Consider the following 26,509-nt stretch of genomic DNA (forward strand, 5'->3'; position numbering starts at 1 on the left):
TGGAATGACGCTGCGCGGGGCAAGCCCGCTCACTACAACAGCGCCGTTTGTAGTGAGCGGGCTTGCCCCGCGCCGCGTCGCCCCAAACACCAGGAAGCGTTAGAAGTCGACAGTAGCCGAAACCTTGAGCGTGCGCGGCTCCCCCTGGGTCAGGTAGTTATTGGCCGTCGAAGCCGAGGCCCAGTACGCCTTGTTCGCCACGTTCTCAAGGTTGGCGCGCAGGGTGATGGTCTTGTCGTCGGCCTTGAAGCCATAACGCGCGCCGAGGTCGACGCGGGTCCAGGCCGGGATGTCCAGGGTATTGGCGGCATTCACGTACTCCCCCCCGGTGCGCAACAGGCGTGCGCTGACGGCCGCCCCCTGAATACCCGGCACGTCCCAGTCAGCCCCCACGTTGAACTGGTAGCGCGGCACACCGGCCACACGATTGCCATCGGTCAGGCCGTTGGAGGTGTTCTGCTGTTCGGTGTGCATCCAGGTCGCACCGGTCAACAAGCGCAAGCCATCAATCGGCTCGCCGAACACATTCAGCTCCACGCCTTTGTTGATTTGCAGGCCATCGACACTGAACGTATCCAGGCTATTGCCCGGCAAACGCGAGGTGGCGTTGTTCGGCTGCTCGATTCGATACACCCCGAGCGTCGCCCCGTAGCTGTCCCAATCCAGCTTGACCCCGGCTTCGGTCTGCTTGCTGCGCTTGGGTGCGAAGGTGACATTGGGGTTGGTCACACCTGTAGACGGCGACGTCGGCCCCTGGGCCAGCCCCTCGATGCGGTTGGCGTAGAACGACACGTGCTCCCACGGCTTGAGCACCAGGCCGTACACCGGCGTAGTGATCGACTTGTCGTAGTTGGCGTTGCGCGCACCGGTGGTGGTGTTCCACGCGTCCACTTCGATGGTCTGGCGGCGCACGCCCACGGTCAGCAGGACGCGGTCATCGAGAAAGCCCAGGGTGTCGGAGGCGGCGGCGCTCTTGATGCGATTCTTGCCGACCACCCGTGGGTCATGGATGTCACTGCCGAAGTAGGTCACGGTGGGGCGCGGGATCTGGGTCGGGTTGTAGAGGTTGCCGGGCTTGCGATTGGCCTGGGTGATCGCCTCGAACGCCGAACGCTGCTCACCCCAGATGCCCGACAAACCGAGGTTCATCTGATGGGTCACCGGCCCGGTGTCGAAGTGTCCATTCAACCCGGCCATCGCGCTCTTGTTGTCTTCATCGTGGGGAGAATAGAGGAAACCCACGCGCCCGCTGCCATCGTTGCCCACGTACAGCGACGAATACTCGCCGTTCTCCCGCGTATGCTTGGCACCGCCGCCCACATAGGCCGTCCAGTTGTCAGTGAGGTCGTACTCGGCGTTGAACATGCCGTAGGTGTCTTCCAGTTCCGACCAGCTCCAGTCCTGGGCGTAGTTATGCTTGGCCGAAGGCGCCTTGGGCACTTGGGTGCCGGTGGGGTACACCACGGCGCGGCCGTTGTTGATGCGTTCTTTCTGGTAGCCGAAATCGGTGGACAACCGCAGCCGATCGCCACGGTAGTCCAGGGCAATGGCCACCAGCTGCGAGCTTTTGTTTTCATCGTCGATGGCCGTGTCGCCTCCGTGCCTGGCCAGGTTGACCCGCGCACCGAAGCGGTTGTCTTCACCGAAACGCTGGCCCAGGTCGAGGTGGCCACCGGTCTGGCCGTCGCTGGCGTAGTCGAGGCTGACGCTGCGAGTTGGCGTGTCTTCGGCGCGCTTGGGCACCAGGTTGACGCTGCCGCCGATGCCCGTGCCGGCCGGCGACACGCCGTTGACGAAGGCGTTGGGCCCCTTGAACAACTCCACGCGCTCCAGGGCTTCGGTGGTGATGATCTGCCGAGGCAGCACGCCGTAAAGGCCGTTGAAGGCAATGTCATCGGTGTTCAGCGGCAAGCCGCGAATGATGAACATCTGGGAGAAGTTGCCGAACCCCGAGGACTGACGCACCGACGCATCGTTGAGCAACACATCGCCCACGGTGCGGGCCTGCTGGTCGGCGATGGTCTTGGCGGTGTAGCTGACCACGCTGAACGGCACATCATTGATCGAACGATTGCCCAGCACACCCAGGCGTGCCGTGCGCGCCACCTGGCCGCCGCCGTAGGTGTCCGCCTGTGCCCCGCCCGCCTCGCCGCTGATGGTGGTCGCGCCCAGTTGCACGGCCGCGCCACTGGCCTCGGGCACCACCGTGTAACCCTGGGTACCGGTGCTTTGCAAGGTGTAGCCGCTGCCCTGCAGCAAGTGCAGCAACCCCGACTGCGCGGTGAAGTCGCCTTGCAGCCCGGCGCTCTGCTGGTCATTGAGCAGCGTGGAGTCAAACGACAACGGCACCCCGGACAGCGCCGCGAACTGCGCCAGTACATTACCCAACGGCCCCGGCGCGACGGTGTAGCTGCGTGCCGCGCGGGTGGAAGCGGCCTCGGCGGCCAGCGCGCTGTGCAACGGTGCGATGGCCGCCAGGGCAACAGCCAGGCTCAAGGCTTTCAAGGGGCGAATGGGGTGCGGGGTGGCGGTCATGGGCATTCCTGTCGGCGCGGTGCAAAGGTGAGGGTTATTCCCCTACACCGGGCGACAACGTAAAAGGTCTCAGCGAACAGTGAAAAAAAATTCAGCGCGGCTCAACGGTGACCCAGTAACCGGTCAGGCTGCTGACCTTCACCGGCAGGGTTTCCTGCAGCAAACGCAGGCTGGCGTCGGTGTCGCGCAACGGGAACGCGCCGGAAACGGTCAAGCCCGCCACACGTTCATGGCAGCGCAACACACCGGGGCGGTAGCGGCCCAGTTCGTCGAGCAGATCCGCCAGGCGCATGTGCTGGGCCAGCAGCATGCCGTTCTCCCAGGTGGTCGCGCTGACCGCCAACGGTTCCACCGCCGCCACGCTGTCGCGGCCAAACGCGCTCTGTTCACCGGCCTTGAGGATCACCCCACGGCTGGCGTGTTCCGGCAGCATTTCCACGGCCCCCTCAAGCACGGCGACGCGACTGCTCTGCTCACCCACGCGCACGCTGAAATGCGTCCCCAGGGCGCGGGCGGTGCCGTGGCGGGTCTGCACGATAAACGGGCGATGTATCGGCGCAGGGTCTTTGGCGGTGGTAATCATCACCTCGCCTTGCAACAGCTCGATGCGCCGCACCTGGTCGGTGAAGGCGATATTCAAGGAACTGTTGGTGTTGATCAGCAGCTGTGTGCCGTCGGGCAAGGTGAGGGGGCGCTGTTCGCCAATGGCCGTGTGCTGGTCGGCCGTCCAGGCTTGCCAGGGCTTGTGCTGGTACGCCAGCCATGTCGCCGGGCCCGCCAGCAGCAACAGCCCGAGTGCGTGGCGCCGGCCCAGGGATTGTTTGCGACCGATGCGCTTGAGGGTCTCACCGGCGATGGCCCCCGGCACGCTGTTGAAGTCGCCCAATATCGCTTCCGCGCGCTGCCAGGCTTGCGCGTGCTGGGCACTGCGGCCCTGCCATTGGGCCACGGCGCGGCGGTCTTCGTCGGTGGCGCTGCCGGACTGCAGTTGCACCATCCAGTCGGCGGCTTCGCCGAGGATCTGCGGGTCGATGGACGGGTTCATGCCACGCTCAGGCACGCGAGGAAGGCATCGCGCATGTAGCGCTTGACCGAGGCCAGCGACACCTTCAGCTCATCGGCGATCTGCGGGTAGGTCAGGCCATCGATCTGCGACAACAGGAACGTTTGACGGGTTTTCTCGGGCAAGTCACGCAACATGGCCTCGATGCGGTACAGCGCCTCAAGGATCAGCCAGCGGGTTTCCGGCGACGGGACGTGCTGCTCCGGCAGATGGGCGATGGTTTCCAGATAAGCGCGCTCGACTTCCTGGCGGCGCCAGCTGTCGATCATCAGGCCCTTGGCGATATGGGTGAGCAAGGCGCGCGGCTCGCTGCCATACCCTGCGGGGTTCTGGCGCGTGAGCAAGCGCATGAAGGTGTCATGGGCCAGGTCGGCTGCGTCGCTGGCGTTGCCCAGCTTGCGGTCGAGCCAGCGGTACAACCATCCGTGGTGTTCGCAGTACAGCGCCTGGAGCGGCAGATGGAGCGAAGACGACATGCAGATCACCCGGATCCCGGAAGTAATTAAGAATTGATCGCATTCTAATCGCAGCCACAGAGACCGGCAACGCGTTAATTAATGTTATAGGATAACGCCAATTTTTCGCCTGACCTGTGACCCTCGCCCATGACCAACGCTGTCCCGCTGCGCCAACGCCTGCTTTCCATCGACGCCCTGCGTGGCCTGGTGATCCTGTTCATGTTGCTGGACCACGTGCGCGAAACCTTCCTGCTGCACCGCCAGGTCAGCGACCCGATGAACATCGACAGCACCGAACCGGCCCTGTTTGTCAGCCGCACCCTCGCCCACCTGTGCGCGCCGGTGTTCGTGCTGCTCACTGGCTTGTCGGCGTGGTTGTACGGCCAGAAATACCAGGGCCGCCAGGATGTATCGGCATTCCTGTTCAAGCGCGGTCTGTTTTTGGTGGTGCTGGAATTCACCCTGGTCAACTTCGCCTGGACCTTCCAACTGCCGCCGAGCGTGATCTACCTGCAAGTGATCTGGGCCATCGGCGTAAGCATGCTCGCCCTTGCCGCCCTGGTATGGCTACCAAGGTCGCTGTTGATTGGGTTGGCGTTGCTCATCATCGCTGGCCACAACCTGCTGGATGGCGTGCACTTCGCGCCCGGCTCGGCCCTGCAAAACCTGTGGGCGATCCTGCATGAGCGCAGCTGGATCGAAGTCGGCGATTCGCTGCGCCTGCGCACCACCTACCCGGTAATGCCGTGGATCGGCGTAATTGCCCTGGGTTACGGCCTGGGTCCGTGGTTTGCCAATGGCCTGCAGCCAGCGAGGCGTCAGCGTTATCTGCTGCTGGCAGGTACAGGGGCGCTGATCGGGTTTGCCGTGGTGCGAACACTCAATGGCTACGGTGAAAAGCCCTGGCAGAGCTACGACAGTGGCGTGCAGACGCTGATGAGTGTTTTCAACGTGACCAAGTACCCGCCTTCACTGTTGTTCCTGGCGATGACCTTGGGCGTGGGTCTGCTGCTGTTGCTGGCCTTTGAGCGCGCGGGGCACAAACGCTGGATCGCCCTGCTGGCCACCTTTGGCGCCGCGCCGATGTTCTTTTATCTGCTGCACCTGTATGTGCTGAAAATCCTGTATGTCGCGTGCGTGGCGTTGTTTGGCCTCAATCACGGCACCTACTTCGGCTTCGACAGCATCGGCGCCGTGTGGCTGGTGGCGCTGCTGCTACCGCTGGCGCTGTATCCGCCCGTGCGCTGGTTTGCCGGGCTCAAGGCACGCCGCCGCGACCTGGCCTGGCTCAAATACCTGTAACGACTACACGATGTGCACATAAAACGCGTGAAACATGAAGTACGCGCACACCGCCAACGCAATCCCCATGCACCGGTTGAACACGGTGAACGCCGAAGTCCCGTTGATACGCCGCCCCAGCCCAGCCCCGAGCAGTGCGTACACCCACGGCGCACCAAACGCGCCAAAGGCCAGCACCGCCGACACCAGCGCAATCGACACGCCGGTGATGTGCGCTGCCGGCAGCATCACACTGGTGATCGGCAGCACCGCCATGATGCCCTTGGGATTGAGCAACTGGATCACCAACCCGTTCCAGAACGTCAGGGTCTTGGTCGGCGCCGTTGACGCCGCCTCATCCACCACCGTGCGCGCAGTGAACACCTGGTACGCGAGGTACAGCGTGTACACGCCGCCCACCAACGAGATGTAGGGCAGCGCCGCCTGGGAGATGATCGCTTCGCCGGTGTAGCCAAACAGCACGAACAACACCAGCATCGCGCAGCCCACGCCGATGAAAAACCCGGTGGAACGACGGAACTGGCCGGTGAGCCCGGCATTAAGGCCCATGAAATTCACCGGGCCGGGGCTGTACATGACGCTGAATGCGTAGAGAAAAATGTCCATGGAAAACCTGCAGTAGAGGGAATGCAGCGAGTCTACTGAGGGCTGCCATGGGGGTTCTTGTACGTTCGTAGGTCGGCACGGCAGCGGGTGGGCCTACGAATCGCAACTGGCACCGGGGCTGAGATTACGCCTACCATGTAATGACACCTAGCCTGTGAACGTGCCCAATGCTCAAAGCCAGTCTGCGTACTCACCTGACCCTGTGGTTTGCCGGTTTATCGGTGCTCACTCTGCTGATCGTGGGCTTTTACGTAGGCCATATCGCCACTGAACAGGTGAAGCAGGCCAGCGGCAACGCGCTGCTCAGCACCGCCCGTTCCAGCGCGGCACTGCTGGCGGTGCAGTTGCGTGAGCGGCAGCTGGAAGTGTCGTTGCTGAGCAAGGCGCCACTGTTCCGCCAGGGCAACCTGGATGCACCGGACATCATGACCTTGATGGAGTTGCGCACCCAGTCACGCGCCGAGTACGCGTGGATGGGCGTAGCGGACGCCGAGGGCCGTGTGCGCCAGGCGGTGAAGGGGTTGCTGGTCAATCAGTCGGTGCAGCAACGCCCGTGGTTCCAGGCGGGCATGCGCGGTGAGTACACCGGTGATCCCCACGAAGCCGTGCTGCTGGCCAAGCTGTTGCCGAGTGCGGCCAAGGGTGAGCCGTTGCGCTTTATCGACTTTGCCGCGCCGATCCGCAACGCCAAGGGTGAAACCATCGGCGTGCTCGGTGCCCACGCGCACTGGCGCTGGGTGACCCAGATCGTCGATGCGGCGGTGATGCAAAAGGACGCCGCGCCCAACCTGCAAGCACTGATCATCGACTTCGACGGCAAGGTGCTCTACCCCGAGATCCTCGCGGGCGAGCAAATGCCCCAGGCCAACCTGCACTCGCCTACCGGCTGGACCACCGGCAACGGCTACGTGAGTGCCTCGGTGGCGGTGCCGAGCCCGTCCAATGCCAACCTGTCGTGGTACATCGTGGTCCGCCAGCCGCTGGACATCGCCCTGCAACCGGCACGGGTGCTGTTGTACAAATTGCTGATCCTGGGCGTGCTCGCCGCCCTCGTGTTCGGCCTGGTGGCGTACTACCTGGCACTGACCCTGAGCCGGCCGATCGAACGCCTGGCCAAGTCCGCCAAGCTTGTGCAGGAACAGCAGCCTGGCGCGGTGTTTTCCCAGGAGCATCCGGTGCTGGAAATCGCCCAGCTGGGGCAGTCCATCAGCCGCATGACTCAATCGTTGCTTAGCAAGGAACGTGAGTTGCAGGAAGCCAATGCGTCCCTTGAAGCGACGGTCGCCCAACGCACGGCCGACCTCACCCAGGCCAACGCTGACCTGTTGAAACTGGCCACTCACGACGCGCTGACCGGGGTCTACAACCGCCGTCGCTTCGATGAAAAACTCGCCGAAAACAGTCTGTTGTTCCAGCGCACCGGGCGCACCTTCGCCCTGCTGTTGATCGACGCCGACTACTTCAAACGGGTCAACGATACCTACGGGCACGCTGTGGGTGACGACGTGCTCTGCCAGCTCGCTGCCCTGATCGAAAGCACCACCCGCGCCACGGACTTTGTCGCGCGTTACGGCGGTGAGGAGTTCGCGGTGCTGCTACCCGAAGTCGAAGAACCGGACAGCCCCGAAGTAGTCGCCGAAAAAATCCGCGCCGCCGTGGCCGCCGCCCAATTCCCCACGGTGGGCCATGTGACGGTGAGCATTGGCGTGGGCGTGGCCGAGCCGTCGGACCGCGACTCCTCGGCACTGCTCAAGCGCGCCGACATGCAGCTCTACCAGGCCAAGGGTGCGGGCAGGAACCGGGTGGCGTAAACCTTGGGTTTTGCTTATCACTGAAATATCCGCCAGCGTCTGTATCCGCTGGCAGGGGCTTTTCATAATCGTGCTTCCTTAACACCTCAGGAAGCACACCATGCACCCATTGACGATAGTGCTGGCGCACGTTTTGGCACTGGCCCTCACTCTGCTTGGCGTGGGTTGCCTGGCGCTATTGCTGGCCTGTTTAGGTCGCCTGGTGTATTAACGGAGGCGGGTCTGAAAAGGGAAACGGGATGCAGGTAATAAACGACAACAGACCTGAATACATACTCAGGCTCGAACATCTTCTTTACGGCTACAACTACATGGTTTCGGTGGACAGTTATGGTCCATTGAGTACTGAGCAACCGTTGATTGAAGCGCTCAAGCAAACGGTGAGTTCATCCTGCGAAGTCACTCGCAGTGCGCCAATCAGTGCCGAGGGCGCGCGCGCACTCATGCTTGAGTCGTTCTTCTTTGTGGGCGACTCAGGTGGAGGCCCTATTGACCTGCCGGATAAACGCGAAGAAATCATCGGCTTGGTGGAGCAATTGACCCAAGGCGTTCATCTTCACCAGGCCGATGCAATCCATGAGTTCTACTTGGCCAAAGGTCATCCGGGCTATCCGGTGTGGTGGGAGTTCGCCCTGGATATTCACGCGCAAGGACAGCGCTGGATTCTACTGGGCAGCAGCAGCGACTAAGCACACGGGGCTTGTAGTGAGCGGGCTCGCCCCGCGCCGCGTTGTCCCAGGCACCCGATTTCTCCTGCGAACGGGCGGTGTCTGGGCTGGCGCGGCGCGAGCAAGCTCGCTCACTACAAAGATCGGGTTTATAGCAGGGGGATCGAGTAGCTCACGAACACGCGGTTCTGGTCCTGGTCCCGTGCGACGTCGCTGCGCGATACGCCGTTGCGCCAGCCAAACCCGACGTTCTTGAACGTGCCGCTCTGCACCACGTAATCCAGGGAGATATCCCGCTCCCACTCGCTGGCGTTGTTGCCGGCGGTGGTGAGGATGTGGTCGCCCTTGAGGTACATCACCGACGCCTTGAGCCCCGGCAGGCCCAGTGCGACGAAGTCGTAGGCGTATTGCGCAAACGCCGTGCGCTCGCCGGCCTGGATGAAGGTCTGCACGGTGCGGTCGGTGTAGAGGTAGAGGCTGGAACCGCCCTCCCCTTTGTTCACCAGACCACCCTGGTTGAGCTGGGCGAAGTTGCTGTCGTCCGACACTTGCTGGTAACCCGCCGTAATCGCGTGCGGACCCAGGGAGTAGATGAACGCCGCACTCCAGGTGTTGTTGTCGATTTCACCCGTGCCGTTCTTGGTATAGCCGCTCAACTTGTAGCCTTCGGCCCGCCCGGCGGCGCTGCTGTTTTTGCCGTCGGAGGTGGTCTTGAAGTAACGCAGGTCGGTTTTCAACGAGCCGTAATCACCCAGCGGCAACACGTGGATCAAACCGGCAAAGTGCTGCTGGTAATAGTCTTCAAGATTGGCGTAGTAGTACTGGACCATCAGGTCCTTGGTCACCTGGTAATCGGCGCCGGCATAGTTGAATTTGTTGCTTTCCTGAGTGCCGCCCGCCGCCGCCAACCCACTGCGGTCGCTGGAACCTCGACCGGTGGTGTGTTGCAACTGGCCGCCGATCAGGGTCAGGTTGTCGATGTCCTTGCTGGTGATCTGCCCGCCTTCGAACGACTGCGGCAACAGGCGGCCATCGTTACTCACCAGGATCGGCAAGTTCGGCCGCAGGTAGCCGTAGCGCAGTTCACTCCCGGCGAAACGCGCCTTGGCCGTTGCGCCGCCACGGGCCCAACTGTCTGCCGCCTTGCCGTCATCGTTGGGGATCATCGAACTGCCCACATGGCGCCCGGCGCCGCTGTCGAGGGTCACGCCGAGCATGCCGATCGCATCCAGGCCAAAGCCGACCGTGCCGTCGGTAAAGCCCGACTGGTAGTTGAGGATAAACGCCTGGCCCCACTCTTCAGTCTTCGACGGTGCCGCCGCACCGTCACGGTTATCGTTGTTGAAGTAGAAGTTGCGCATGTTCAAATTGGCTTTGCTGTCCCCCAGGAAGTCAGCCGAGGCCAAGGGGCTCAGGGCCACGCCCAACGTACCGGTCAATACGCTTAATACATTCAAAGTGGCTTTCATCAGGACGAGCTCCAGCGCGGAATTCAAGTTCCGGGCGCAAAAAATGGGCAGCAGAAAACACTCGGCCAAACTCGGGTTGGCCGGTGCGTTAACTAACGTTCAACGACTTAGTTGTGCGAAGTGGACCTCCGTAAACGGCTAGTCAATCAATCCATGAGCGTCATAAAACGGGTACGGCCCCGGGTAGTCCCCGAACACCGCGTTGTGGCTGATCAACCCTTGAGATTGATCCCAGCGGTGCAGCAGGTAACCGGCCGGTTCCAGGTTGAAATGCGCAGGGGCTGCATCCTGCAAATCAAGCACGATCTGGTGCGAGGTGCCCGGGCACACACAACTGATGCTGCCACCGAAACGCCGCTGCATCGGACGATGCAAATGCCCGCAGAGCAGGCGCTCCACCTGCGGGTGACGAGCGACCACACGCTCCAGGGCAGCGGCGTTGATAAAGGGTTCGCGGTCCATATGGCCAATGCCGCTGATAAACGGCGGGTGGTGCAGGATCAGCAAAGTGGGCGCGTCGGGGCGCAGCGCCAACTGTTCGTCGAGCCACTGTAATTGACTGTCGAGCAACTGGCCGCCGTGGCCACCGGGGATGGTCGAGTCCAGGCCGATCAAGCGCAGCGGATGTTCGTCCACCACCCAGTCCAGCGGGCCGTCAGCCGACGCTGGCAAGTAGGCGTGATCCGCAAATGCGTGAAGCAACGGCCCCCGCGTGTCGTGGTTACCTGGCACCAGGTAGCACGGCATGTGCAGGCGTGCGAGTTCAGGGTGCAGCACGGCGTATTCATCGGCACGGCCGAAGTCCACCAGGTCGCCACTGATGACCACGATGTCGGGCCGTGGGTGACTGGCGTTCAAATGGTCGACGGCTCGGCGCAGCGCGCCCAAGGTATCGACCACACCATAGGTGAGGCGTTGGCCGGCTTTGAGGTGCAGGTCGCTGATCTGCGCAACGATAAACGGACGATTCACAAATAGAGTCTCAGGCATTCAGGGTGAACAACATATGCGGCGCAATCGCCAGGGCAATCGGTGCGCCGACGGCGTAGAGTTGGTTGTCGCTGCTGTCCACCAGCAGCGGTTGCGGGCCGCCCACCTCCACCAGTAAACGGCTCTGCGCGCCCTGGAAGAACTGCGCCAGCAGGTGGCCGTGCAGGTGCCCTTCGCTCTCCATCACCTTGAGGTGTTCGGGGCGGCAATACACCGTGCTGGGCCGCTCGGCAGCATGCCACGGCAGCTCGCCGCCGCAGACTTTCAAACCATGGGCCGACGACGCGATCACCGGGAAAGCATTGAGGTTGCCGACAAAGCCTGCGACGAAGGCATTGGCCGGTTTCTGGTAGATCTCCCGCGGGCTGGCCAACTGCGCGACACGCCCTTGCTCCATCACCAGGATGCGGTCGCCCAGGGCCATGGCTTCGCCCTGGTCGTGGGTGACGAACACCGAGGTGATGCCGAGGCCACGCAGCAGCTCATTGAGCTCGCTGCGCAGGCGTTCGCGCAGTTGTGCGTCGAGGGCCGCCAGGGGTTCGTCCAGCAACAACACTTTCGGGCGCGGGGCCAAGGCGCGGGCCAACGCCACCCGCTGGCGCTGGCCGCCCGACAACTCATGGATGCTGCGCTTGCCATGATTTTGCAAGCCAACCAGTTCCAGCAACTCGTCGCAGCGCTTGTTGCGCTCCAGCGCGGCCATGCCGCGAATCTTCAAGCCGTAGACGATGTTCCCGGCCACATCCAGGTTGGGAAACAGCGCGTAGTTCTGGAACACCATGCCCACGTCGCGGCGCTCGATGGGCAGTCGGGTCACGTCCTGATCACCGAACAGCACCTGGCCGACGTCCGGGCGCTCAAGGCCGGCGATCAGGCGCAAGGTGGTGGTCTTGCCGCAGCCGGATGGGCCCAGGATCGCCAGGGTCTCGCCGCCTTCGACGGTCAGGTTCAAGTCATGCACGGCCACGGTGCCGTCGGCGAACGCCTTGCGACAGCCTTGCAGGCGGATAGTGATAGCGGTCATCGACGCTCTCCACGGGACAAACGGGCACTGATGGCCTGCAGCGCAATCAGCAGCGGCACGATCATCAGCAAAAAGATAAGGGTGTAGGCGCTGGCGATTTCCAGGCGCGCCGAGGCGTAGCTGTCGGCCAGGCCCACCGGCAGCGTCTTGGTCATGGGCGTGTGAAGCATCCAGGTCAGGTTGAATTCACCCAGGGACAAGGTCACCACCATCAACACACCGGCCAGGATCCCGGCCCGGCAGTTGGGCACCACCACGCTGAAAAAGCGCTTGATCGGCCCCGCGCCAAGGCTGGCCGCCGCCTCTTCCAGCACCGGCAGTTGCTGGCGCTGCATCACCGCCATCACCGGGCGCACCAGGAACGGCAAGGTGAACAGCACATGGCCGACCAGGATGAACAGCCAACTGCTGCGAAAGCTGCCGAACTGGCCGTAGGTCAACAGCAACGCCAGAGCACTGGCCAAGCCGGGCATGGCCACCGGCAGCACCATTAACTCTTCGAAGGCGCGGCTGAAGCGGTTGTTCATGCGCACCAGGGCGTAGGCCGCCGGTACGCCGATCACGCAGACGCACACCGCGCAGGCCAGGGCCAGTTGCAGCGACAGCCACACAGTGGGCGAATAGGCTTGCCACACCTGGACCAGCCAGTCGAAGGTCAAGCCGCTGGACAGGCCCACGAAGAAGTTGCGGGTCAAGCCGGCCAGCAGCGACATCAGCACCGGCACCAGCATGAAGGCGCACACCAGCAAGGTGAACAGCAGTTGAATCACGAACAGCGATGAACGTTTCACAGCACAGTCCCCGCGTTTTTCACCAGGCGCCGGGTAAGCAGCAGCACCGCCCAGGTCACCGCGCCCAGCACCACTGACAGCGCAGCGGCGACGGCAAAGTTGGCGTAGTTGGTGAACACGTTGTAGATCGCCACCGGGGTGACATTGAGCCTAGTGCCCAAGGTAAAGGCCGTACCGAAGGCGCCCATGGACGTGGCAAAACAGATCGCCCCGCATGACGCCAACGCAGGCGCCAAACCCGGCACGATCACGTCGCACACCACGCGCCAAAGCCCGGCGCCCAGGGAGTGCGCGGCCTCCTCCAGGCTGCGGTCGAGGCTCTCGCACGCCGCCATCACCGTGAGGATCACCCGCGGAATCGAGAAGTACAGGTAGCCCATGAACAGTCCTGCCAGAGAGTAGGCGAAGATCCAGCGCTCACCGGCCAGTTGCAGGCCCAGTGAAGCCAGCAAGCCTTGGCGACCGGCCAGCAGGATCACCAGGAAGCCCACCACCACGCCGGGAAAGGCCAAGGGAAAGGTGAGCAACGCGACCAATGCCGAGCGCCCGAAGAACTGGTGCCGGGCGAGGAACACCCCGCTGATGCCGCCGATCACCAACGCGACCAGCGTCACCACCACGGCCAGGACCAAGGTTTGCCCGAGGCTGCCCAGGTACTGCGCACTGCTGAGCACCTGCCAATAGCCGCTGCCATTGGCGTCACGGCTCTCGGCGCCAAGCGCCACCAGGTGCGCCAGCGGCAACAGCCAGAACGCCAGCAACACCGCGAAGGCCGGGGCCAGGGCCCAGGCTGCCTGTCTTGCCGATGCGGCCACTTACTTGACCTCGTTCAGGTAACGGGCGGCGAAGGCTTCCTGCACGGCGGCCATTTTTTCGTAGTCCACCACGCCGGCGCGGGCATAGTCGCTATCGGGCAGGAACTGTGCCGCCACGTCAGCCGGCATTTTCATCGCGCGCACTGGGCGCAGATAGGCCTTGGCCCACAGTGCCTGGCCTTCGTCCGACAATACGAAGTCGAGGACTTTCTCGGCATTGGCGCGGTGCGGTGCGTTGGCCACCAGGCTCATCACGTAGGGCACGCTGATGCTGCCTTCCTTGGGGATCACGAAGGCGACGTTGGCGTTGTCCTTGTAGCGGGCGCGGTAGGCGTTGAAGTCGTAGTCCACCAGGATGGGCAGCTCACCCGACAGCACCCGCGCATAAGCAGTTTGCTTGGGCACGATGGGGGCGTTTTTCGCCAGCTTCTGGAAGTAGTCGATGGCCGGCGCGAAGTTGTCCAGGTCGCCGCCCATGGCGCGATTGATCGCCACGGCCGAGACGTAGCCGACAAACGCGCTGGACGGGTCGAGGTAGCCGACCATGCCTTTGTACTCAGGCTTGAGCAGGTCGGCCCAGCTTTGCGGCACCGGCAAACCACCCAGCGCATCGACGTTGACCATGATGCCCAAGGTGCCGGAGTGGATTGCGAACCAGTGGCCGGCCGGGTCTTTCAAACCAGCAGGAATCTGGTCCCAGGCCTTGGGTTTGTAGGTGCCCACCACGTCGGCCTTCTGCGCTTGCAGGCCGAAGGTCACGCCGTAGTAAACGACGTCGGCCACGGGCGCGGCTTTTTCGGCCACCAACTGCGCCAGGGACTGGCCGGAGTTCTTGTTGTCCAGCGGCACCTGCACGCCGGTGCTGGCGGCGATGGCCTTGAGCTGGGTGCCCCAGTCGGCCCAGTCGGGCGGGCAGTTGTAGCAGATAGCGGTTTCGGCAGCCTGGGCAAGGCTGGCGGCCCCGCACAGCAGCACGACTGCCAGGGTTTTACTGAACGCGCGCATCAGGCGTCTCCTCATGGGGTTGGGTGCTGTCGCCCGGCCGGATATGGCAAGGCAGGCAATGGGAAATCGGGTCGTTGCCGGCGATCTGCGCCAGCAACTGGTCAATCACGGTGCTGGCGAGCAGCGCGATGGGCTGCACCACGCTGCACAGGGTCGGGTGCATTTGGGTGCCGAGGCTGATGCCGTCAAAGCCCATCACCGAGAGTTGTTCGGGGACGTTCCAGCGGTTGCGGCGCAGTTCGGCGATCAGGCTGATGGCCAGGAAATCGTTGGAACACACCAGTGCGGTGGGCGCGTCCGGACCTTGCAGGAAGGGTTCGATCGCGGCGAATTCGGCCTGGGTGTGGGCCGGCATTTCGATCACCGAGCGGCTGTCGAGGCCGTATTCGTTCATGGCGTCGCAGTAACCGGCGTAGCGCAGGCGCGCCCGGTCGGATTGCAACGCGGGGCCGGCGACCATACTGATACGGCGGTGCCCGGCCTCCAGCAAATAACGCGTGGCCAGGGCCATGCCGGCACGGTTATCCACCGACACGGCGCTGTAGTTGGGGTTGCTCGGTTGGTGATAAGCCAGCACGAACGGGGTTTGTTCGGTGTTCAGGCTGCTGAGCACGGCATTGCTTTCGGCATCAGTGACCGTCAGCACCAGGCCGTCGACCCGTTGGCGCAGCAGCTCTTCCACTACGATGCTCTCGCGCTCGCTGTTGTAGTCGGTAGTGGCCAGCAACAGGCTGTAGCCACGCAACCGAGCGGCGCGCTCCATGGCCTGGAACTGTTCGGCGAACACCGGGTTGAGCAGGTTGGGCACCACCACGCCGATCAACTGGGTGGTTTGCAGGCGCAACTGGCGACCCAGCAGATTGGGGCGAAACCCCAGTTCACGGGCGGCAGCGAACACCTGCTCACGGGTGGTCGGGCGCACCTGGTCGGGAGAAGCAAAGGTACGGGCGGCGGTAGCGCGTGATACGCCAGCCAGCCGTGCAACGTCTTTCAAGTCAGTCATTGTCACTCGCTTGAGATCGATCTCATTGGCGAGGACAGTAGCGAGGGAATGTGGCAGTCCAGTGGTGAGAAGATGACAATTTGATGGCAATCAGCAACGACACCCTCTGCCGCCAAGAGGAGATCCAATGGGGGAGCTGGCTTGCCTGCGATAGCGATGTGTCCGGCAGCACATCCGGCACAGGAAGACCGCTATCGCAGGCAAACCAGCTCCCACATTCGACCGCATTTCAACGGATGGACTCGGTCACCTGTGGGAGTTGTCGAGCCCCAGCGATGCTGCGAAGGCGGTGGGTCAGGCGACGTCTCTATTGGCTGTACCGACGCTTTCGCAGGCAAGCCAGCTCCCACATTCGGCCGCATTTCAACGGATAGACTCGGTCACCTGTGGGAGCTGTCGAGCTTCAGCGAGGCTGCGAAGGCGGTGGGTCAGGCGACGTCTCTATTGGATGCGCCGCCGCTTTCGCAGGCAAGCCAGCTCCCACATTCGGCCGCATTTCAACGGATAGACTCGGTCACCTGTGGGAATTGTCGAGCCCCAGCGGGGCTGCGAAGGCGGTGGGTCAGGCGACGTCTCTATTGGCTGCGCCGCCGCTATCGCAGGCAAGCCAGCTCCCACATTCGACCGCATTTCAACGGATGGACTCGGTTACCTGTGGGAATTGTCGAGCCCCAGCGAGGCTGCGAAGGCGGTGGGTCAGGCGACGTCTCTATTGGATGCGCCGCCGCTTTCGCAGGCAAGCCAGCTCCCACATTCGACCGCATTTCAAAGAATGGACTCGGTCACCTGTGGGAGTTGTCGAGCCCCAGCGAGGCTGCGAAGGCGGTGGGTCAGGTGGCACCTCTATTGGCTGTGCCATCGATTTCGCAGGCAAGCCAGCTCCCACAGGGAACGCCGTCAGGGATGGAACACCAAGCCTTCCTTGAAAGCGACTGCAAGTATGTCTTGGGCCGAAACGTTTACCCACCCCTCCGCATCGGGCGTACCGACAGTTGCCAACCAGCCCCCCACCATCTGATACCCCAGCGCATAGCCCAGCCACCTGGGCTTGTCGCCCGTGCCAAAAAACCAGGCGCTGTGATCGTAGTACGTCGCTGCCAGGTCACTCGCATCCACCGGATCCGCCTGCAAGGTTTCCAGGCTCAGCGCCCTCTCCCACGGCTCTGGCTCACTGCCCAACACGTGCCGCACAAACTGCCCGGCCAGGCCTTCGCTGATCAGAGCTTCGCCCAACGTCCAGCCATACCCGGGGCCCGCCATGCGCAGGCAGTGATGCACCTCATGAATGATGTGACGAAGCATCGCGCCGTCGCGCAGGCTGGCGGCAAAGTTTGGATTGTCGGGGTCCAGGGTCATGGAGAACATCGTACTGCGATAGGCGCGTCCCACCAGGCCGAGTTCGGCGAGGGTTTCGCCGGGCAGTCGCTGGATCAGTACATCCAGCCGAGGGGGTGGCATCCAGCGGGAAATGGCCTGGTAGGCGTTCTCGAATGCGAGGGTCAATTGACCGCGCTGCTCGACCAGTGAGCCCGAAGCCTCCAGCCAATGAAGTGTCCAAGCGTCCATTCTCACCTCTCGTCGTCCCAACCGGTTTATGTCACTGGAGCGGCCCATCATACCGTTGAGCTGTCATATCCATAGGTCAGTTTAAAAGCAGGGCAGCAAAATCCGCCCGCTAACCTTTCGATTCGATCCAAGTGCGGGCACAATGCGTGTCCTTTTTTGGCAGGCACCGCCGCAGGCTCTCAAAAATGATCAAAACGCCGTACTACCTCATCGATAAACAGAAGCTTCTGGTCAACATGCAGAAGATTGCTTACGTGCGCGAGCAGTCCGGCGCCAAGGCGTTGCTGGCGCTCAAGTGCTTTGCCACCTGGTCGGTGTTCGACCTGATGCAGCAGTACATGGACGGCACCACGTCGTCGTCGCTGTACGAGCTCAAGCTCGGTCGCCAGAAGTTCGAAGGCGAGGCGCACGCCTACAGCGTGGCCTGGGCCGACGATGAAATCGAAGAGATGCTGGATAACTGCGACAAGATCATCTTCAACTCCATCAGCCAGCTGCAGCGTTTTGCCGAACGTAGCGAAGGCAAGACCCGTGGCCTGCGTGTGAACCCGCAGGTGAGCAGCTCCGACTACCTGCTGGCCGACCCGGCGCGCCCGTTCAGCCGCCTGGGCGAATGGGACCCGGTGAAGATCGAAGGCGTGATCGACCAGATCTCCGGTTTCATGTTCCACAACAACTGCGAGAACGGCGACTTCAGCCTGTTCGACAAGATGCTCGGTGTGATCGAAGAACGCTTTGGCGCGTTGCTGCACAAGGTCGAGTGGGTCAGCCTCGGCGGCGGCATCCACTTCACCGGTGAAGACTATGCCGTGGACGCGTTCTGCGCCCGCCTCAAGGCGTTCTCCGAGAAGTACGGCGTGCAGGTCTACCTGGAGCCCGGCGAAGCGGCGATCACCAACAGCGCTTCCCTGGAAGTCACCGTGCTCGACACCCTCTACAACGGCAAGAACCTGGCCGTGGTAGACAGCTCCATCGAAGCCCACCTGCTGGACCTGCTGATCTATCGCCTCAACGCCAAGCTGGCGCCAAGCGACGGCGAACATACCTATATGGTGTGCGGCAAATCCTGCCTGGCCGGGGACATCTTCGGCGAGTATCAATTTGATCGTCCGCTGGCCATCGGCGATCGGCTGTCGTTCATCGACACCGCAGGCTACACCATGGTCAAGAAAAACTGGTTCAACGGCCTGAAAATGCCGTCCATCGTAGTGAAACAACTCGACGGTACTGTCGAGGTGGTTCGTGAATTTGGTTACGACGACTACCTGTCCAGCCTTTCGTAAGCTGGCGGATAAAGGAGAGATAAAGCAATTGAAAAAGAACGTTCTTATCATTGGTGCAGGAGGTGTCGCCAAGGTGGTGGCCCACAAGTGCGCGCAGCACAACGACGAACTCGGTCGTATTGCTATCGCGTCGCGCAACATCTCCAAATGCCAGGCCATCATCGACAGCGTCAAGGCCAAGGGTAGCCTCAAGGTTCCCGCCGACATCCAAGCCTTCGCGCTGAACGCACTGGACGTGGAAGCGACCAAGGCCCTGATCCGCGAGACCGACTCGCAGATCGTCATCAACGTGGGTTCCGCGTTCCTCAACATGTCGGTCCTGCGTGCCTGCATCGACACGGGCGTTGCGTACCTCGACACCGCCATCCACGAAGAGCCGGGCAAGGTCTGCGAGACCCCGCCGTGGTACGGCAACTACGAATGGAACCACCTGGAAGAGTGCAAACAGAAGAACATCACAGCCATCCTTGGCGTGGGCTTCGACCCGGGTGTCGTCAACGCGTATGCCGCGCTGGCGCAGCAACAGCATTTCGACCGCATTGATTCGATCGACATCCTCGACGTCAATGCCGGCTCCCATGGCAAATACTTCGCCACCAACTTCGACCCGGAAATCAACTTCCGCGAGTTCACCGGACAGGTGTGGAGCTGGCAGAACAGCCAGTGGACCAGCAACACCATGTTCGAAGTCAAACGCACTGACGACCTGCCAGTTGTCGGTTCGCAGAACCTCTACCTCACCGGCCACGATGAAGTGCACTCGCTGTCGAAAAACCTCGACGTGCCCAACGTGCGTTTCTGGATGAGCTTCGGCGAACACTACATCAACGTGTTCACCGTGCTGAAGAACCTCGGCCTGCTCTCCGAGAAGCCGGTCACCACCGCCGAAGGCCTGGAAGTGGTGCCGTTGAAACTGGTCAAGGCCGTGCTGCCCGACCCGTCTTCGCTCGCCCCTGGCTACACCGGCAAGACCTGCATCGGCGACCTGGTCAAAGGCACCAAGGACGGCCAGCCGCATGAGATGTTCATCTACAACGTGGCATGTCACGAAGAAGCCTTCGCTGAAACTGACAGCCAGGGCATCTCCTATACCGCAGGCGTGCCACCGGTGGCCGCTGCGCTGCTGGTTGCCCGTGGCGAGTGGGATGTCAAGCACATGGCCAACGTCGAAGAACTGCCGGCCGAGCCGTTCCTGAAGGCGCTGGATGTGATGGGCCTGCCGACCCGCATCAAGGACGAGCACGGTGATCGTGCGTGGGATGCGACTGCCTGATAGGCAATTGCTGACCAAAAAAATGCGCCCCACGGGGCGCATTTTTTGTTTGGGGCTCACACGAATCTCAAAGCCAATGAAGCTCTAAATGTGGGAGCGGGCTTGCTCGCGAATGCGGTGGGCCAGTCGATATCTCTAGTGACGGATACCCCGTATTCGCGAGCAAGCCCGCTCCCACATTTGGATCTCCAGTGGATTTTGAATATCGATTATTCCAGGTTCCGGGCCGAGTTACTCAGCGCTCTCGAACATTGCAACAACGCCGGCGCCAACTGTTTCTCTGCATCCGCCCGAGTCCAGCGGCTGGTGGGCGCGACCACATGCACCGCCGCCACCGGCCGGCCATTGGCACCCAGCACGGGCGCGCCGATGGTCATGTCACCCAGGAACAGCTCCTGGCCATTCACCGCATACCCCTGCTCGCGCACCTGTTGCAACGATTCCAGAATCTGCTCGACGTCCGTCAGCGTCTGGCTGGTGTGGGCAATACGTTGGCTGTGCTCGATCAACACCAGCGCCTCTTCCTGCGGCAGCGCGCTCAGATACGCACGCCCCGACGCCGTGCAATACATCGGCACTCGCGAGCCAATTGGCATGTGCACCGGCACAAACCCCGAGCTGACGAATCGTGCGATGTAAGTCATGTCGTAGCCCGCAGGCTCAGTGAGGCACGAGGTTTCGCCGGTCAGCCGGGTCAGTTCCGACAGAAACGGGTTGGCCACTTCAATCAACGAATGCGCATCCAGGTAGCTGAAGCCCAGCTCCAGCACCCGTGGGGTGAGTTGGTAATGCCGTGTGCGCGAGTGTTTCCGAAGGTAACCCAGGCTTTCGAGGGTAAACACCATGCGCTGGGCCGAACTTTTGGTCATGCCGGCCGCCTCGGCCACCTCTGCAAGGCTCATGCTGCGGCGCTGTGCGCTGAATGCCTTGAGCACCGACAGGCCTTTTTCCAGGGATTGGTTGTGCAAACTGTTGCGTTCTTCAGACATGGCGGACTCGCAGCGTAGGTGGCTCAGGCGTGGCGATATTTCTACCGCAAATTACAAAAATAGACCACTAAATATCGCATATCGATACGAACAGTTCATTTTGTCGATTTTATAAAGCGCTATACGATTTTTAACAATCGAAATGGCACAGAGCTTGCGTTTTCATCGGCAGCCGCTTGCGGTACTGACTTTCCGTTTTCCTTCTGGAGTAACCCGATGAACAGTCTTTCGCCCTTGTTTCGCCGCCTCGCCTTCGGTCTCTGTGCCGCCCTGTGCGTCACCGCCGTGCACGCAGAAAGTGCGTCCTCGTACAAAGTCGGTGCAACGGCCAGTGGTTCGCCGTTCACCTTCCTCGACATCAAGAGCAACAGCATTCAGGGGGTGATGGTCGACGTGGCCGAGGCCGTGGGCAAGGCCGGTGGATTTACCAGCCAGATCGAGCAGACCAACTTCGCCGCGCTGATTCCCTCCCTCACCTCCGGCAAGCTGGACTTCATTTCGGCCGGCATGCTCAAGACCGAGGAGCGCACCAAGGTCGTCGATTTCAGCGCCCCGGTGTATGCCTACGGTGAAGGCCTGATCATCAACGCCGACGACAACGCCAGTTACCCCGACCTGACGCCCCTCAAAGACCAAGTGGTCGGCGTGCAGGCCGGCACGATCTTTTATGACCAACTGAACAAGCTCGGCATCTTCAAGGAAATCCGCACCTACGACTCCATCGGCGAGATGGTCCGCGACCTGTCCCTGGGCCGCATTAAAGCCGCCGTGGGCGACCAGCCGGTGGTGGCGTACCAGATCCGTCAGAAGCTGTTCAAAGGCGTGAAACTGGCCGCCGACTACAAGCCCACCAACGTCGGCGAAGTGTGCCTGGTGGTGCGCAAGGGCGACACGCAAACCCTGGAACGCCTGAACAGCGCCATCGCCAGCATCAAGGCCGACGGCACCCTGGACAGCATCCTCAAGAAGTGGGGACTTGATACCCAGGTGCGCCCATGAACCCGGCTGAGTTCCTGCAAAACGCCCAGGATTTCCTGCCGATCCTGCTGCAAGGCGCCTGGGTGACGATCCAGATCACCGTGCTGTCGTTCCTGCTCAGCAGCGCCATCGGCCTGGTGCTGGCGCTGCTCAAGCTGTCGCCGATCCGTGCGCTGTCGTGGACCGCCAGCACCATCATCAACGTGATCCGTGGCCTGCCGATCATCGTGCAGCTGTTCTACATCTACTTTGTGCTGCCGGACATGGGCGTGCACCTCACCGCGTTCTATGCCGGTGTGATCGGCATGGGCATCGCCTACTCGGCGTACCAGGCCGAAAACTTCCGCACCGGCATCATTGCCGTGGAACAGGGCCAGCGTGAAGCCGCCGAAGCCTTGGGCATGCGCTCGGTGCTGATGATGCGCCGGGTGATCCTGCCCCAAGCGTTTCGCATCGCCTTGCCGCCCTATGGCAACACGCTGGTGATGATGCTCAAGGACTCGTCCCTGGTGTCCACCATCACCGTGGCGGAGATGACCCGCCAGGGCCAACTGATCGCCTCGTCGACCTTCCAGAACATGACCGTCTACACCCTGGTCGCCCTGCTCTACCTGCTGATGAGCCTGCCGCTGGTGTATGGCCTGCGCCGCATGGAACAGCACCTGGGCCGGAGGAAAAAAGCATGATCGAGATTCGCCAACTGCAAAAACACTACGGCAGCCACCGCGTGCTGCACGGCGTCGACCTGGACGTGGCCAAGGGCGAAGTGGTGTGCCTGATCGGGCCGTCGGGTTCGGGCAAGTCCACCCTGCTGCGCTGCATCAATGCGCTGGAAGCCTATGACGGCGGGCACATCAACGTGTTCGGCGAAACCGTGCAGCGCGGCAGCAAGACCGTGCACGCCCTGCGCAGCCGCATGGGCATGGTGTTCCAGCGCTTCAACCTGTTCCCCCATCGCACCGTGCTGGAAAACGTCATGGAAGGCCCGGTGTACGTCAAAGGTGAACCCGTACAGCAGGCCCGCGAAGAAGCCCTGGTGCTGCTGGAAAAAGTCGGCCTGAGCGCCAAGGCCGATGCCTACCCGGAACAACTCTCGGGCGGCCAGCAACAACGCGTGGCCATCGCCCGCGCCCTGGCGATGAAGCCCGAAGCCATGCTGTTCGACGAACCCACCTCGGCCCTCGACCCTGAGTTGGTGGGCGACGTGCTGGCGGTGATGCGCACCCTCGCCGACGAAGGCATGACCATGATCGTGGTCACCCACGAAATGGGCTTTGCCCGGGAAGTGGCCGACCGCGTGTGCTTCCTGCACGGCGGCTACATCGTCGAAAGCGGCCCGGCCGAGCAAGTGCTGGGCAACCCGCAGCAACCGCGCACCCAGGACTTCCTGCGCCGCGTGCTGCACCCCACCGGCGATACGCGGAGCCTGTCATGAAGTCATTGTGGTCAGCGACCGCTCCGGCGGCCGTGCCAACCCCGGCGCTGGGTGAGTCGGTAAAGGTCGATGTGGCAATTGTCGGCGCCGGCTATACCGGCCTGTCCACCGCCCTGCACTTGGCCGAACGTGGCGTGAGTGTGTGCGTGCTGGAAGCCAACGAGCCGGGCTGGGGCGCTTCCGGGCGCAATGGTGGGCAGGTCAACCCGACGCTCAAATACGACCCGGAACAGCTGGTGCAGATGTACGGGCCAGAGCGTGCCGAACCGTTGATTTCCACCGTGTCGAATTCGGCCGACCTGGTGTTCAGGTTGATCGAAAAACACCGCATCGATTGCGCCCCAGTGCGCAAGGGTTGGATGCAGGTGTCGTACACCGAAAAAGGCGTGGCCGGGTTGCACGCACGGGCCGAGCAATGGGCGCGGCGTGGCGTGTCGGTGCAGGCCTTGAACGCCACAGCAGTGGCTTCGCGCATGGGCAGCGAGGCCTTTGCCGGTGGTTGGCTGGATGGCCGCGCCGGGGCGATCCAACCCTTGGCCTATGCGCGTGGTTTGGTGGGCGCGGCGTTAGCGGCGGGTGTGCGGATTCATGAGCAGAGTGCGGTGACGGGCTTGCAGCGCCAGGGTTCTGGCTGGCAATTGCAGACGGCCGGCGGTGCCCAGGTCACGGCGGATCGCGTGGTGCTGGCCACCAATGGCTACAGCGGCAACCTGTGGCCGGGCATGGCCCAGAGCATCCTGGCGGCCAACAGTTTTATCGTCGCCACCAAGCCGTTGAGCGGGCGCGCGGCCGAGAGCATTTTGCCGGGGCAGGAAACGGTGTCCACTGCGCAGCGGCTGTTGCTGTATTTCCGCAAGGACAGCCACGGCCGCTTGCTGATGGGCGGACGCGGGTTGTTCAACGACCCCTCTGACCCCACCGATTTTGCTCACCTTGAGCGCTCACTGGCGCTGCTGTTTCCGCAACTGGGGCCATTGGAATTCGAGTATCGCTGGGCCGGGCGTATCGCGATCACGCGAGACTTCATGCCCCACGTTCACGAACCGGCGCCGGGGCTCACGTTGGCGTTGGGGTGTAATGGCCGAGGCATCGCGTTGTGTACCAGCCTGGGGCAGCAATTGGCCGGGCGTTTGTGTGACAACAGCGCGGAGTTTGCCTACCCGGTCACGCCGTTGCAGCGTTTGCCGATGCATGGGTTGCAGCGCTTCTACATCGGCGCGGGGGTGGCGTGGTACAGCCTGCTGGATCGGCTTAATGTGAGCTGATCCTGGCTCATCATTTCGTCACAAACCTGGCGTAGGCTCGCGGCCTTCAGACCTCAAGGATGAGACCCCCTTTTATCGTGAGTGGGCTTGCTTCGCGCCAGCGCAATGGGCCCGCCACGGCATTTACCGAACAAACGGCGGTGCCTGTGGCTGATGCTGGATGTGTTCGTGAAGCCACGCAAAACCCAGGCTTGATCGATCAGCACGGTTCGGTGACTACACACCCAGGTGCATCAACGCCGCTAGTGCATCTGTGATCAACGCCTTAAGAACGGGCGTTGATTTGGCCTGCATGCGATCACTCACTTCTTGCTGCTTGGCGCTCACTTTGCTGGCGTACTTTGAGGCCCGCCCCTCGGCGGCCAGAGACGCTATCTCTTCATCGGTGAACGACTGCTGGTAAGCCTCTGCCAGATTCAAATCCCACTGTGGCTGGTATTTGGGCAACAATTGCGTGATTTGCTCATCGAGCGCCTTCCCGGCATCGGCCGGCCCGATCTTTTCGGCAACCATCCCGTAGGTCACCGTCGTCTTCGCCAAGACTTGTGCAAACTGCGGCAGGTTCTTGCCCAGGTGCTGTTTGGCGACAAAATCACGGGCGGCGGGTGACACCGGTATATCGGCAGATGCGATGCTGGCGAGCGCCAGCAGCAATAGAAAGGCGAAGGCAGTAGAAGTCCGTTTCATGGTGCATATCCTTGGGGGTAGCCCTCAGCGTAGCGGCGCAAAGTGGCAGTTTGATGTCGTGCGCGAAATAGCTCGCTCCCACGATCTGCGTGGGAACGATCTCATCTCAAAACACCGACCACCCAATCCGCTCACTCAACAACTCCAACGCCTTCATCCCCGCCAGCGAGTTCCCCGCCGTGTTCAGCTCCGGCGACCACACGCACACCGTAAATTGCCCCGGCACCACCGCAACAATCCCGCCGCCCACGCCGCTCTTGCCCGGCAACCCAACGCGGTAGGCAAAGTTGCCCGCTTCGTCATACAGCCCGCTGGTGGCCATGATCGAGTTGACTTGCTTGGTCTGGCGCGCGGTGAGGATCTGTTCGCCGCTGTGGGCGCTCACGCCTTCGTTGGCCAGGAAGCTGAACGCCCGGGCCAGGTCCAGGCAGCTCATTTGCAGGGCGCAGTAGTTGAAGTAGCTGTGCAGCACGGCGTCCACGTCGTTGTGGAAGTTGCCGAAGGATTTCATCAGGTAGGCCATGGCGGCATTCCGTGCGCCGTGCTGGGCTTCGGAGTCGGCGACCACGCTGTTGACCAGGATATGCGGGTTGCCCGACAGGCGCCGCACGAAGTCGCGCATCGACAAGATCGGCACAGCAAAGCGTGATTGGTTGATGTCGCAGATTACCAGCGCACCCGCATTGATGAAGGGGTTGCGCGGCCGGCCGCGCTCGAACTCCAGCTGCACCAGGGAGTTGAACGGCTGCCCGGAAGGCTCGTGGCCCAGGCGTTCCCAGATGGTCTCGCCGCCATGGTCGATGGCCTGCACCAGGCTGAACACTTTGGAAATGCTCTGCACCGAGAACAAGGTGTCGGCATCGCCGGCGCAATAGGCCGAGCCGTCGTTGCCGTACACGGCGATACCGAGCTGGTTGGCCGGCACATCGGCGAGTGCGGGGATGTAGTCGGCGACTTTGCCGAGGCCGATCAGGGGGCGCACTTCGTCGAGGATCGACGAAAGCATTGCCTGCATGTCTTGTCCTGTCATCTGTCTTTGAATCAGTGATAAGCGGGGCGCGGAGGATACCTGAAGCGGGTGCTAAGATGCGCGCCACCTCTGCACTCAGGACCTCCCGAATGAAACTGCCACTCGCCCTTGCCTCCCTGCTGCTGATATCCGCCTGCACCGCTACGCCACCAGCTGCGCCACCCGCTCAGGATTCCGCAGCCTCTACCTGCCTGGCCGGTGGCGGCAGCATGAAGCAAGTCGGCAAATTGCAGACCTGGAAGTGCATCACGCCGTACAAGGACGCAGGCAAGGCCTGTACCGATTCGAGTCAGTGCGAAGGCGAGTGCCAGACCAGCGTCACCACCCAGTCGAACAAAGGCCCAGTGACCGGCGCATGCCAGGTGGACAATAGCCACTTCGGCTGCTCGGCAACCGTGGAGAAAGGCAAGCTGGGCCGTGCGATTTGCGTGGACTGACCCACCACAACCTGTAGGAGCCGGCT

At 62.3% G+C, this 26,509-nt stretch carries 25 protein-coding genes; 10 read left to right on the top strand and 15 right to left on the bottom strand.

Annotated features, from left to right (window positions below; all coding sequences use genetic code 11):
• Positions 1–99: 99 nt before the first annotated feature.
• From M2394_RS24150 to M2394_RS24160, 3 genes are all read right to left on the bottom strand, one after another.
• On the bottom strand, positions 100–2,535 hold the full coding sequence (locus tag M2394_RS24150; RefSeq protein ID WP_259174833.1) for a TonB-dependent receptor: 2,436 nt from the start codon (positions 2,533–2,535) through the stop codon (positions 100–102).
• 91 nt (positions 2,536–2,626) lie between these two features.
• Positions 2,627–3,580 carry a FecR domain-containing protein gene (locus M2394_RS24155; protein ID WP_259174834.1) on the bottom strand — a complete coding sequence of 318 codons (954 nt, stop codon included), beginning with the start codon at positions 3,578–3,580 and terminating at the stop codon, positions 2,627–2,629.
• Positions 3,577–4,074 carry a sigma-70 family RNA polymerase sigma factor gene (locus tag M2394_RS24160; RefSeq protein ID WP_259174835.1) on the bottom strand — a complete coding sequence of 166 codons (498 nt, stop codon included), beginning with the start codon at positions 4,072–4,074 and terminating at the stop codon, positions 3,577–3,579. The genes M2394_RS24155 and M2394_RS24160 overlap by 4 nt, the downstream gene beginning before the upstream one ends.
• A 129-nt stretch (positions 4,075–4,203) precedes the next feature.
• Here M2394_RS24160 and M2394_RS24165 point away from each other — a divergent pair, with 129 nt between their 5' ends.
• On the top strand, positions 4,204–5,358 hold the full coding sequence (locus M2394_RS24165; protein WP_259174836.1) for a DUF1624 domain-containing protein: 1,155 nt from the start codon (positions 4,204–4,206) through the stop codon (positions 5,356–5,358).
• A 3-nt stretch (positions 5,359–5,361) separates the two neighbouring features.
• Here M2394_RS24165 and M2394_RS24170 read toward each other — a convergent pair whose 3' ends face one another.
• A complete protein-coding gene (locus tag M2394_RS24170; RefSeq protein WP_178922228.1) occupies positions 5,362–5,964 on the bottom strand; it encodes a LysE family translocator in 603 nt (200 codons plus the stop codon).
• Positions 5,965–6,131: 167 nt separating this feature from the next.
• On the opposite strand from M2394_RS24170, the gene M2394_RS24175 reads away from it, so the two are divergent.
• Both M2394_RS24175 and M2394_RS24180 read left to right on the top strand, forming a co-directional pair.
• Positions 6,132–7,775: a sensor domain-containing diguanylate cyclase gene (locus tag M2394_RS24175; protein ID WP_178922230.1), complete on the top strand. Its 1,644-nt coding sequence runs from the start codon at positions 6,132–6,134 to the stop codon at positions 7,773–7,775.
• Positions 7,776–8,014: 239 nt separating this feature from the next.
• Positions 8,015–8,464, top strand: a complete 450-nt coding sequence (locus M2394_RS24180) for a hypothetical protein (RefSeq protein WP_259174837.1) — start codon at positions 8,015–8,017, stop codon at positions 8,462–8,464.
• A gap of 128 nt (positions 8,465–8,592) precedes the next feature.
• Here M2394_RS24180 and M2394_RS24185 read toward each other — a convergent pair whose 3' ends face one another.
• From M2394_RS24185 to M2394_RS24220, 8 genes are all read right to left on the bottom strand, one after another.
• Complete coding sequence (locus M2394_RS24185; RefSeq protein WP_259174838.1) at positions 8,593–9,912, bottom strand: OprD family porin; 1,320 nt, start codon at positions 9,910–9,912, stop codon at positions 8,593–8,595.
• A 138-nt stretch (positions 9,913–10,050) separates the two neighbouring features.
• On the bottom strand, positions 10,051–10,884 hold the full coding sequence (locus M2394_RS24190; protein WP_178922236.1) for a phosphodiesterase: 834 nt from the start codon (positions 10,882–10,884) through the stop codon (positions 10,051–10,053).
• 10 nt (positions 10,885–10,894) lie between these two features.
• Positions 10,895–11,926, bottom strand: a complete 1,032-nt coding sequence (locus M2394_RS24195; RefSeq protein ID WP_259174839.1) for an ABC transporter ATP-binding protein — start codon at positions 11,924–11,926, stop codon at positions 10,895–10,897.
• Positions 11,923–12,717, bottom strand: coding sequence for an ABC transporter permease (locus M2394_RS24200; RefSeq protein ID WP_259174840.1), 795 nt, complete (start codon positions 12,715–12,717; stop codon positions 11,923–11,925). The genes M2394_RS24195 and M2394_RS24200 overlap by 4 nt, the downstream gene beginning before the upstream one ends.
• Positions 12,714–13,532 (bottom strand): iron ABC transporter permease, encoded by an 819-nt coding sequence (locus tag M2394_RS24205; RefSeq protein WP_259174841.1) that lies wholly within the window; start codon positions 13,530–13,532, stop codon positions 12,714–12,716. Before M2394_RS24205 ends, M2394_RS24200 begins: the two co-directional genes overlap by 4 nt.
• Positions 13,533–14,537, bottom strand: a complete 1,005-nt coding sequence (locus tag M2394_RS24210; RefSeq protein WP_259174842.1) for an ABC transporter substrate-binding protein — start codon at positions 14,535–14,537, stop codon at positions 13,533–13,535.
• The gene (locus tag M2394_RS24215) at positions 14,521–15,540 is read right to left on the bottom strand and encodes a LacI family DNA-binding transcriptional regulator (RefSeq protein ID WP_259174843.1); all 1,020 of its coding nucleotides are present in this window, start codon (positions 15,538–15,540) and stop codon (positions 14,521–14,523) included. The genes M2394_RS24210 and M2394_RS24215 overlap by 17 nt, the downstream gene beginning before the upstream one ends.
• An 897-nt stretch (positions 15,541–16,437) precedes the next feature.
• Complete coding sequence (locus M2394_RS24220) at positions 16,438–17,106, bottom strand: DUF2268 domain-containing protein (RefSeq protein ID WP_259174844.1); 669 nt, start codon at positions 17,104–17,106, stop codon at positions 16,438–16,440.
• A gap of 185 nt (positions 17,107–17,291) precedes the next feature.
• On the opposite strand from M2394_RS24220, the gene M2394_RS24225 reads away from it, so the two are divergent.
• Positions 17,292–18,389: a carboxynorspermidine decarboxylase gene (locus tag M2394_RS24225; protein ID WP_178922248.1), complete on the top strand. Its 1,098-nt coding sequence runs from the start codon at positions 17,292–17,294 to the stop codon at positions 18,387–18,389.
• Positions 18,390–18,417: 28 nt separating this feature from the next.
• Positions 18,418–19,662: a saccharopine dehydrogenase family protein gene (locus M2394_RS24230; RefSeq protein WP_176995639.1), complete on the top strand. Its 1,245-nt coding sequence runs from the start codon at positions 18,418–18,420 to the stop codon at positions 19,660–19,662.
• A 209-nt stretch (positions 19,663–19,871) separates the two neighbouring features.
• Here M2394_RS24230 and M2394_RS24235 read toward each other — a convergent pair whose 3' ends face one another.
• Positions 19,872–20,651, bottom strand: a complete 780-nt coding sequence (locus M2394_RS24235; protein ID WP_259174845.1) for an IclR family transcriptional regulator — start codon at positions 20,649–20,651, stop codon at positions 19,872–19,874.
• Positions 20,652–20,867: 216 nt separating this feature from the next.
• Between M2394_RS24235 and M2394_RS24240 the strand changes: the two genes are divergently transcribed.
• From M2394_RS24240 to M2394_RS24255, 4 genes are read left to right on the top strand one after another with little or no spacing between them, the layout of a single operon-like run.
• Positions 20,868–21,650: an ABC transporter substrate-binding protein gene (locus M2394_RS24240; protein WP_178922251.1), complete on the top strand. Its 783-nt coding sequence runs from the start codon at positions 20,868–20,870 to the stop codon at positions 21,648–21,650.
• Entirely contained in the window at positions 21,647–22,315 is a 669-nt protein-coding gene (locus M2394_RS24245; protein WP_178922253.1) for an amino acid ABC transporter permease, read from the top strand. Before M2394_RS24240 ends, M2394_RS24245 begins: the two co-directional genes overlap by 4 nt.
• Positions 22,312–23,064 carry an amino acid ABC transporter ATP-binding protein gene (locus M2394_RS24250; RefSeq protein WP_176995635.1) on the top strand — a complete coding sequence of 251 codons (753 nt, stop codon included), beginning with the start codon at positions 22,312–22,314 and terminating at the stop codon, positions 23,062–23,064. The genes M2394_RS24245 and M2394_RS24250 overlap by 4 nt, the downstream gene beginning before the upstream one ends.
• Positions 23,061–24,329 (top strand): FAD-binding oxidoreductase, encoded by a 1,269-nt coding sequence (locus M2394_RS24255; protein ID WP_259174846.1) that lies wholly within the window; start codon positions 23,061–23,063, stop codon positions 24,327–24,329. The genes M2394_RS24250 and M2394_RS24255 overlap by 4 nt, the downstream gene beginning before the upstream one ends.
• Before the next feature lie 216 nt (positions 24,330–24,545).
• Here M2394_RS24255 and M2394_RS24260 read toward each other — a convergent pair whose 3' ends face one another.
• Together M2394_RS24260 and glsB are read right to left on the bottom strand one after the other, a co-directional pair.
• Positions 24,546–25,016, bottom strand: a complete 471-nt coding sequence (locus tag M2394_RS24260; protein ID WP_259174847.1) for a hypothetical protein — start codon at positions 25,014–25,016, stop codon at positions 24,546–24,548.
• A gap of 106 nt (positions 25,017–25,122) precedes the next feature.
• Positions 25,123–26,031: a glutaminase B gene (gene glsB / locus M2394_RS24265; RefSeq protein WP_259174848.1), complete on the bottom strand. Its 909-nt coding sequence runs from the start codon at positions 26,029–26,031 to the stop codon at positions 25,123–25,125.
• Positions 26,032–26,135: 104 nt separating this feature from the next.
• Between glsB and M2394_RS24270 the strand changes: the two genes are divergently transcribed.
• Entirely contained in the window at positions 26,136–26,483 is a 348-nt protein-coding gene (locus M2394_RS24270; RefSeq protein ID WP_259174849.1) for a hypothetical protein, read from the top strand.
• Positions 26,484–26,509 lie beyond the last annotated feature (26 nt).

Source organism: Pseudomonas sp. BIGb0164, assembly GCF_024810135.1.
Taxonomy (GTDB): domain Bacteria; phylum Pseudomonadota; class Gammaproteobacteria; order Pseudomonadales; family Pseudomonadaceae; genus Aquipseudomonas.

Coding starts and splice junctions, on each gene's coding strand:
- M2394_RS24150 (WP_259174833.1), bottom strand. CDS start 2,535: ATGACCGCCACCCCGCACCCCATTCGCCCCTTGAAAGCCTTGAGCCTG.
- M2394_RS24155 (WP_259174834.1), bottom strand. CDS start 3,580: ATGAACCCGTCCATCGACCCGCAGATCCTCGGCGAAGCCGCCGACTGG.
- M2394_RS24160 (WP_259174835.1), bottom strand. CDS start 4,074: ATGTCGTCTTCGCTCCATCTGCCGCTCCAGGCGCTGTACTGCGAACAC.
- M2394_RS24165 (WP_259174836.1), top strand. CDS start 4,204: ATGACCAACGCTGTCCCGCTGCGCCAACGCCTGCTTTCCATCGACGCC.
- M2394_RS24170 (WP_178922228.1), bottom strand. CDS start 5,964: ATGGACATTTTTCTCTACGCATTCAGCGTCATGTACAGCCCCGGCCCG.
- M2394_RS24175 (WP_178922230.1), top strand. CDS start 6,132: ATGCTCAAAGCCAGTCTGCGTACTCACCTGACCCTGTGGTTTGCCGGT.
- M2394_RS24180 (WP_259174837.1), top strand. CDS start 8,015: ATGCAGGTAATAAACGACAACAGACCTGAATACATACTCAGGCTCGAA.
- M2394_RS24185 (WP_259174838.1), bottom strand. CDS start 9,912: ATGAAAGCCACTTTGAATGTATTAAGCGTATTGACCGGTACGTTGGGC.
- M2394_RS24195 (WP_259174839.1), bottom strand. CDS start 11,926: ATGACCGCTATCACTATCCGCCTGCAAGGCTGTCGCAAGGCGTTCGCC.
- M2394_RS24210 (WP_259174842.1), bottom strand. CDS start 14,537: ATGCGCGCGTTCAGTAAAACCCTGGCAGTCGTGCTGCTGTGCGGGGCC.
- M2394_RS24215 (WP_259174843.1), bottom strand. CDS start 15,540: ATGACTGACTTGAAAGACGTTGCACGGCTGGCTGGCGTATCACGCGCT.
- M2394_RS24220 (WP_259174844.1), bottom strand. CDS start 17,106: ATGGACGCTTGGACACTTCATTGGCTGGAGGCTTCGGGCTCACTGGTC.
- M2394_RS24225 (WP_178922248.1), top strand. CDS start 17,292: ATGATCAAAACGCCGTACTACCTCATCGATAAACAGAAGCTTCTGGTC.
- M2394_RS24235 (WP_259174845.1), bottom strand. CDS start 20,651: ATGTCTGAAGAACGCAACAGTTTGCACAACCAATCCCTGGAAAAAGGC.
- M2394_RS24240 (WP_178922251.1), top strand. CDS start 20,868: ATGAACAGTCTTTCGCCCTTGTTTCGCCGCCTCGCCTTCGGTCTCTGT.
- M2394_RS24245 (WP_178922253.1), top strand. CDS start 21,647: ATGAACCCGGCTGAGTTCCTGCAAAACGCCCAGGATTTCCTGCCGATC.
- M2394_RS24250 (WP_176995635.1), top strand. CDS start 22,312: ATGATCGAGATTCGCCAACTGCAAAAACACTACGGCAGCCACCGCGTG.
- M2394_RS24255 (WP_259174846.1), top strand. CDS start 23,061: ATGAAGTCATTGTGGTCAGCGACCGCTCCGGCGGCCGTGCCAACCCCG.
- M2394_RS24260 (WP_259174847.1), bottom strand. CDS start 25,016: ATGAAACGGACTTCTACTGCCTTCGCCTTTCTATTGCTGCTGGCGCTC.
- glsB (WP_259174848.1), bottom strand. CDS start 26,031: ATGCAGGCAATGCTTTCGTCGATCCTCGACGAAGTGCGCCCCCTGATC.
- M2394_RS24270 (WP_259174849.1), top strand. CDS start 26,136: ATGAAACTGCCACTCGCCCTTGCCTCCCTGCTGCTGATATCCGCCTGC.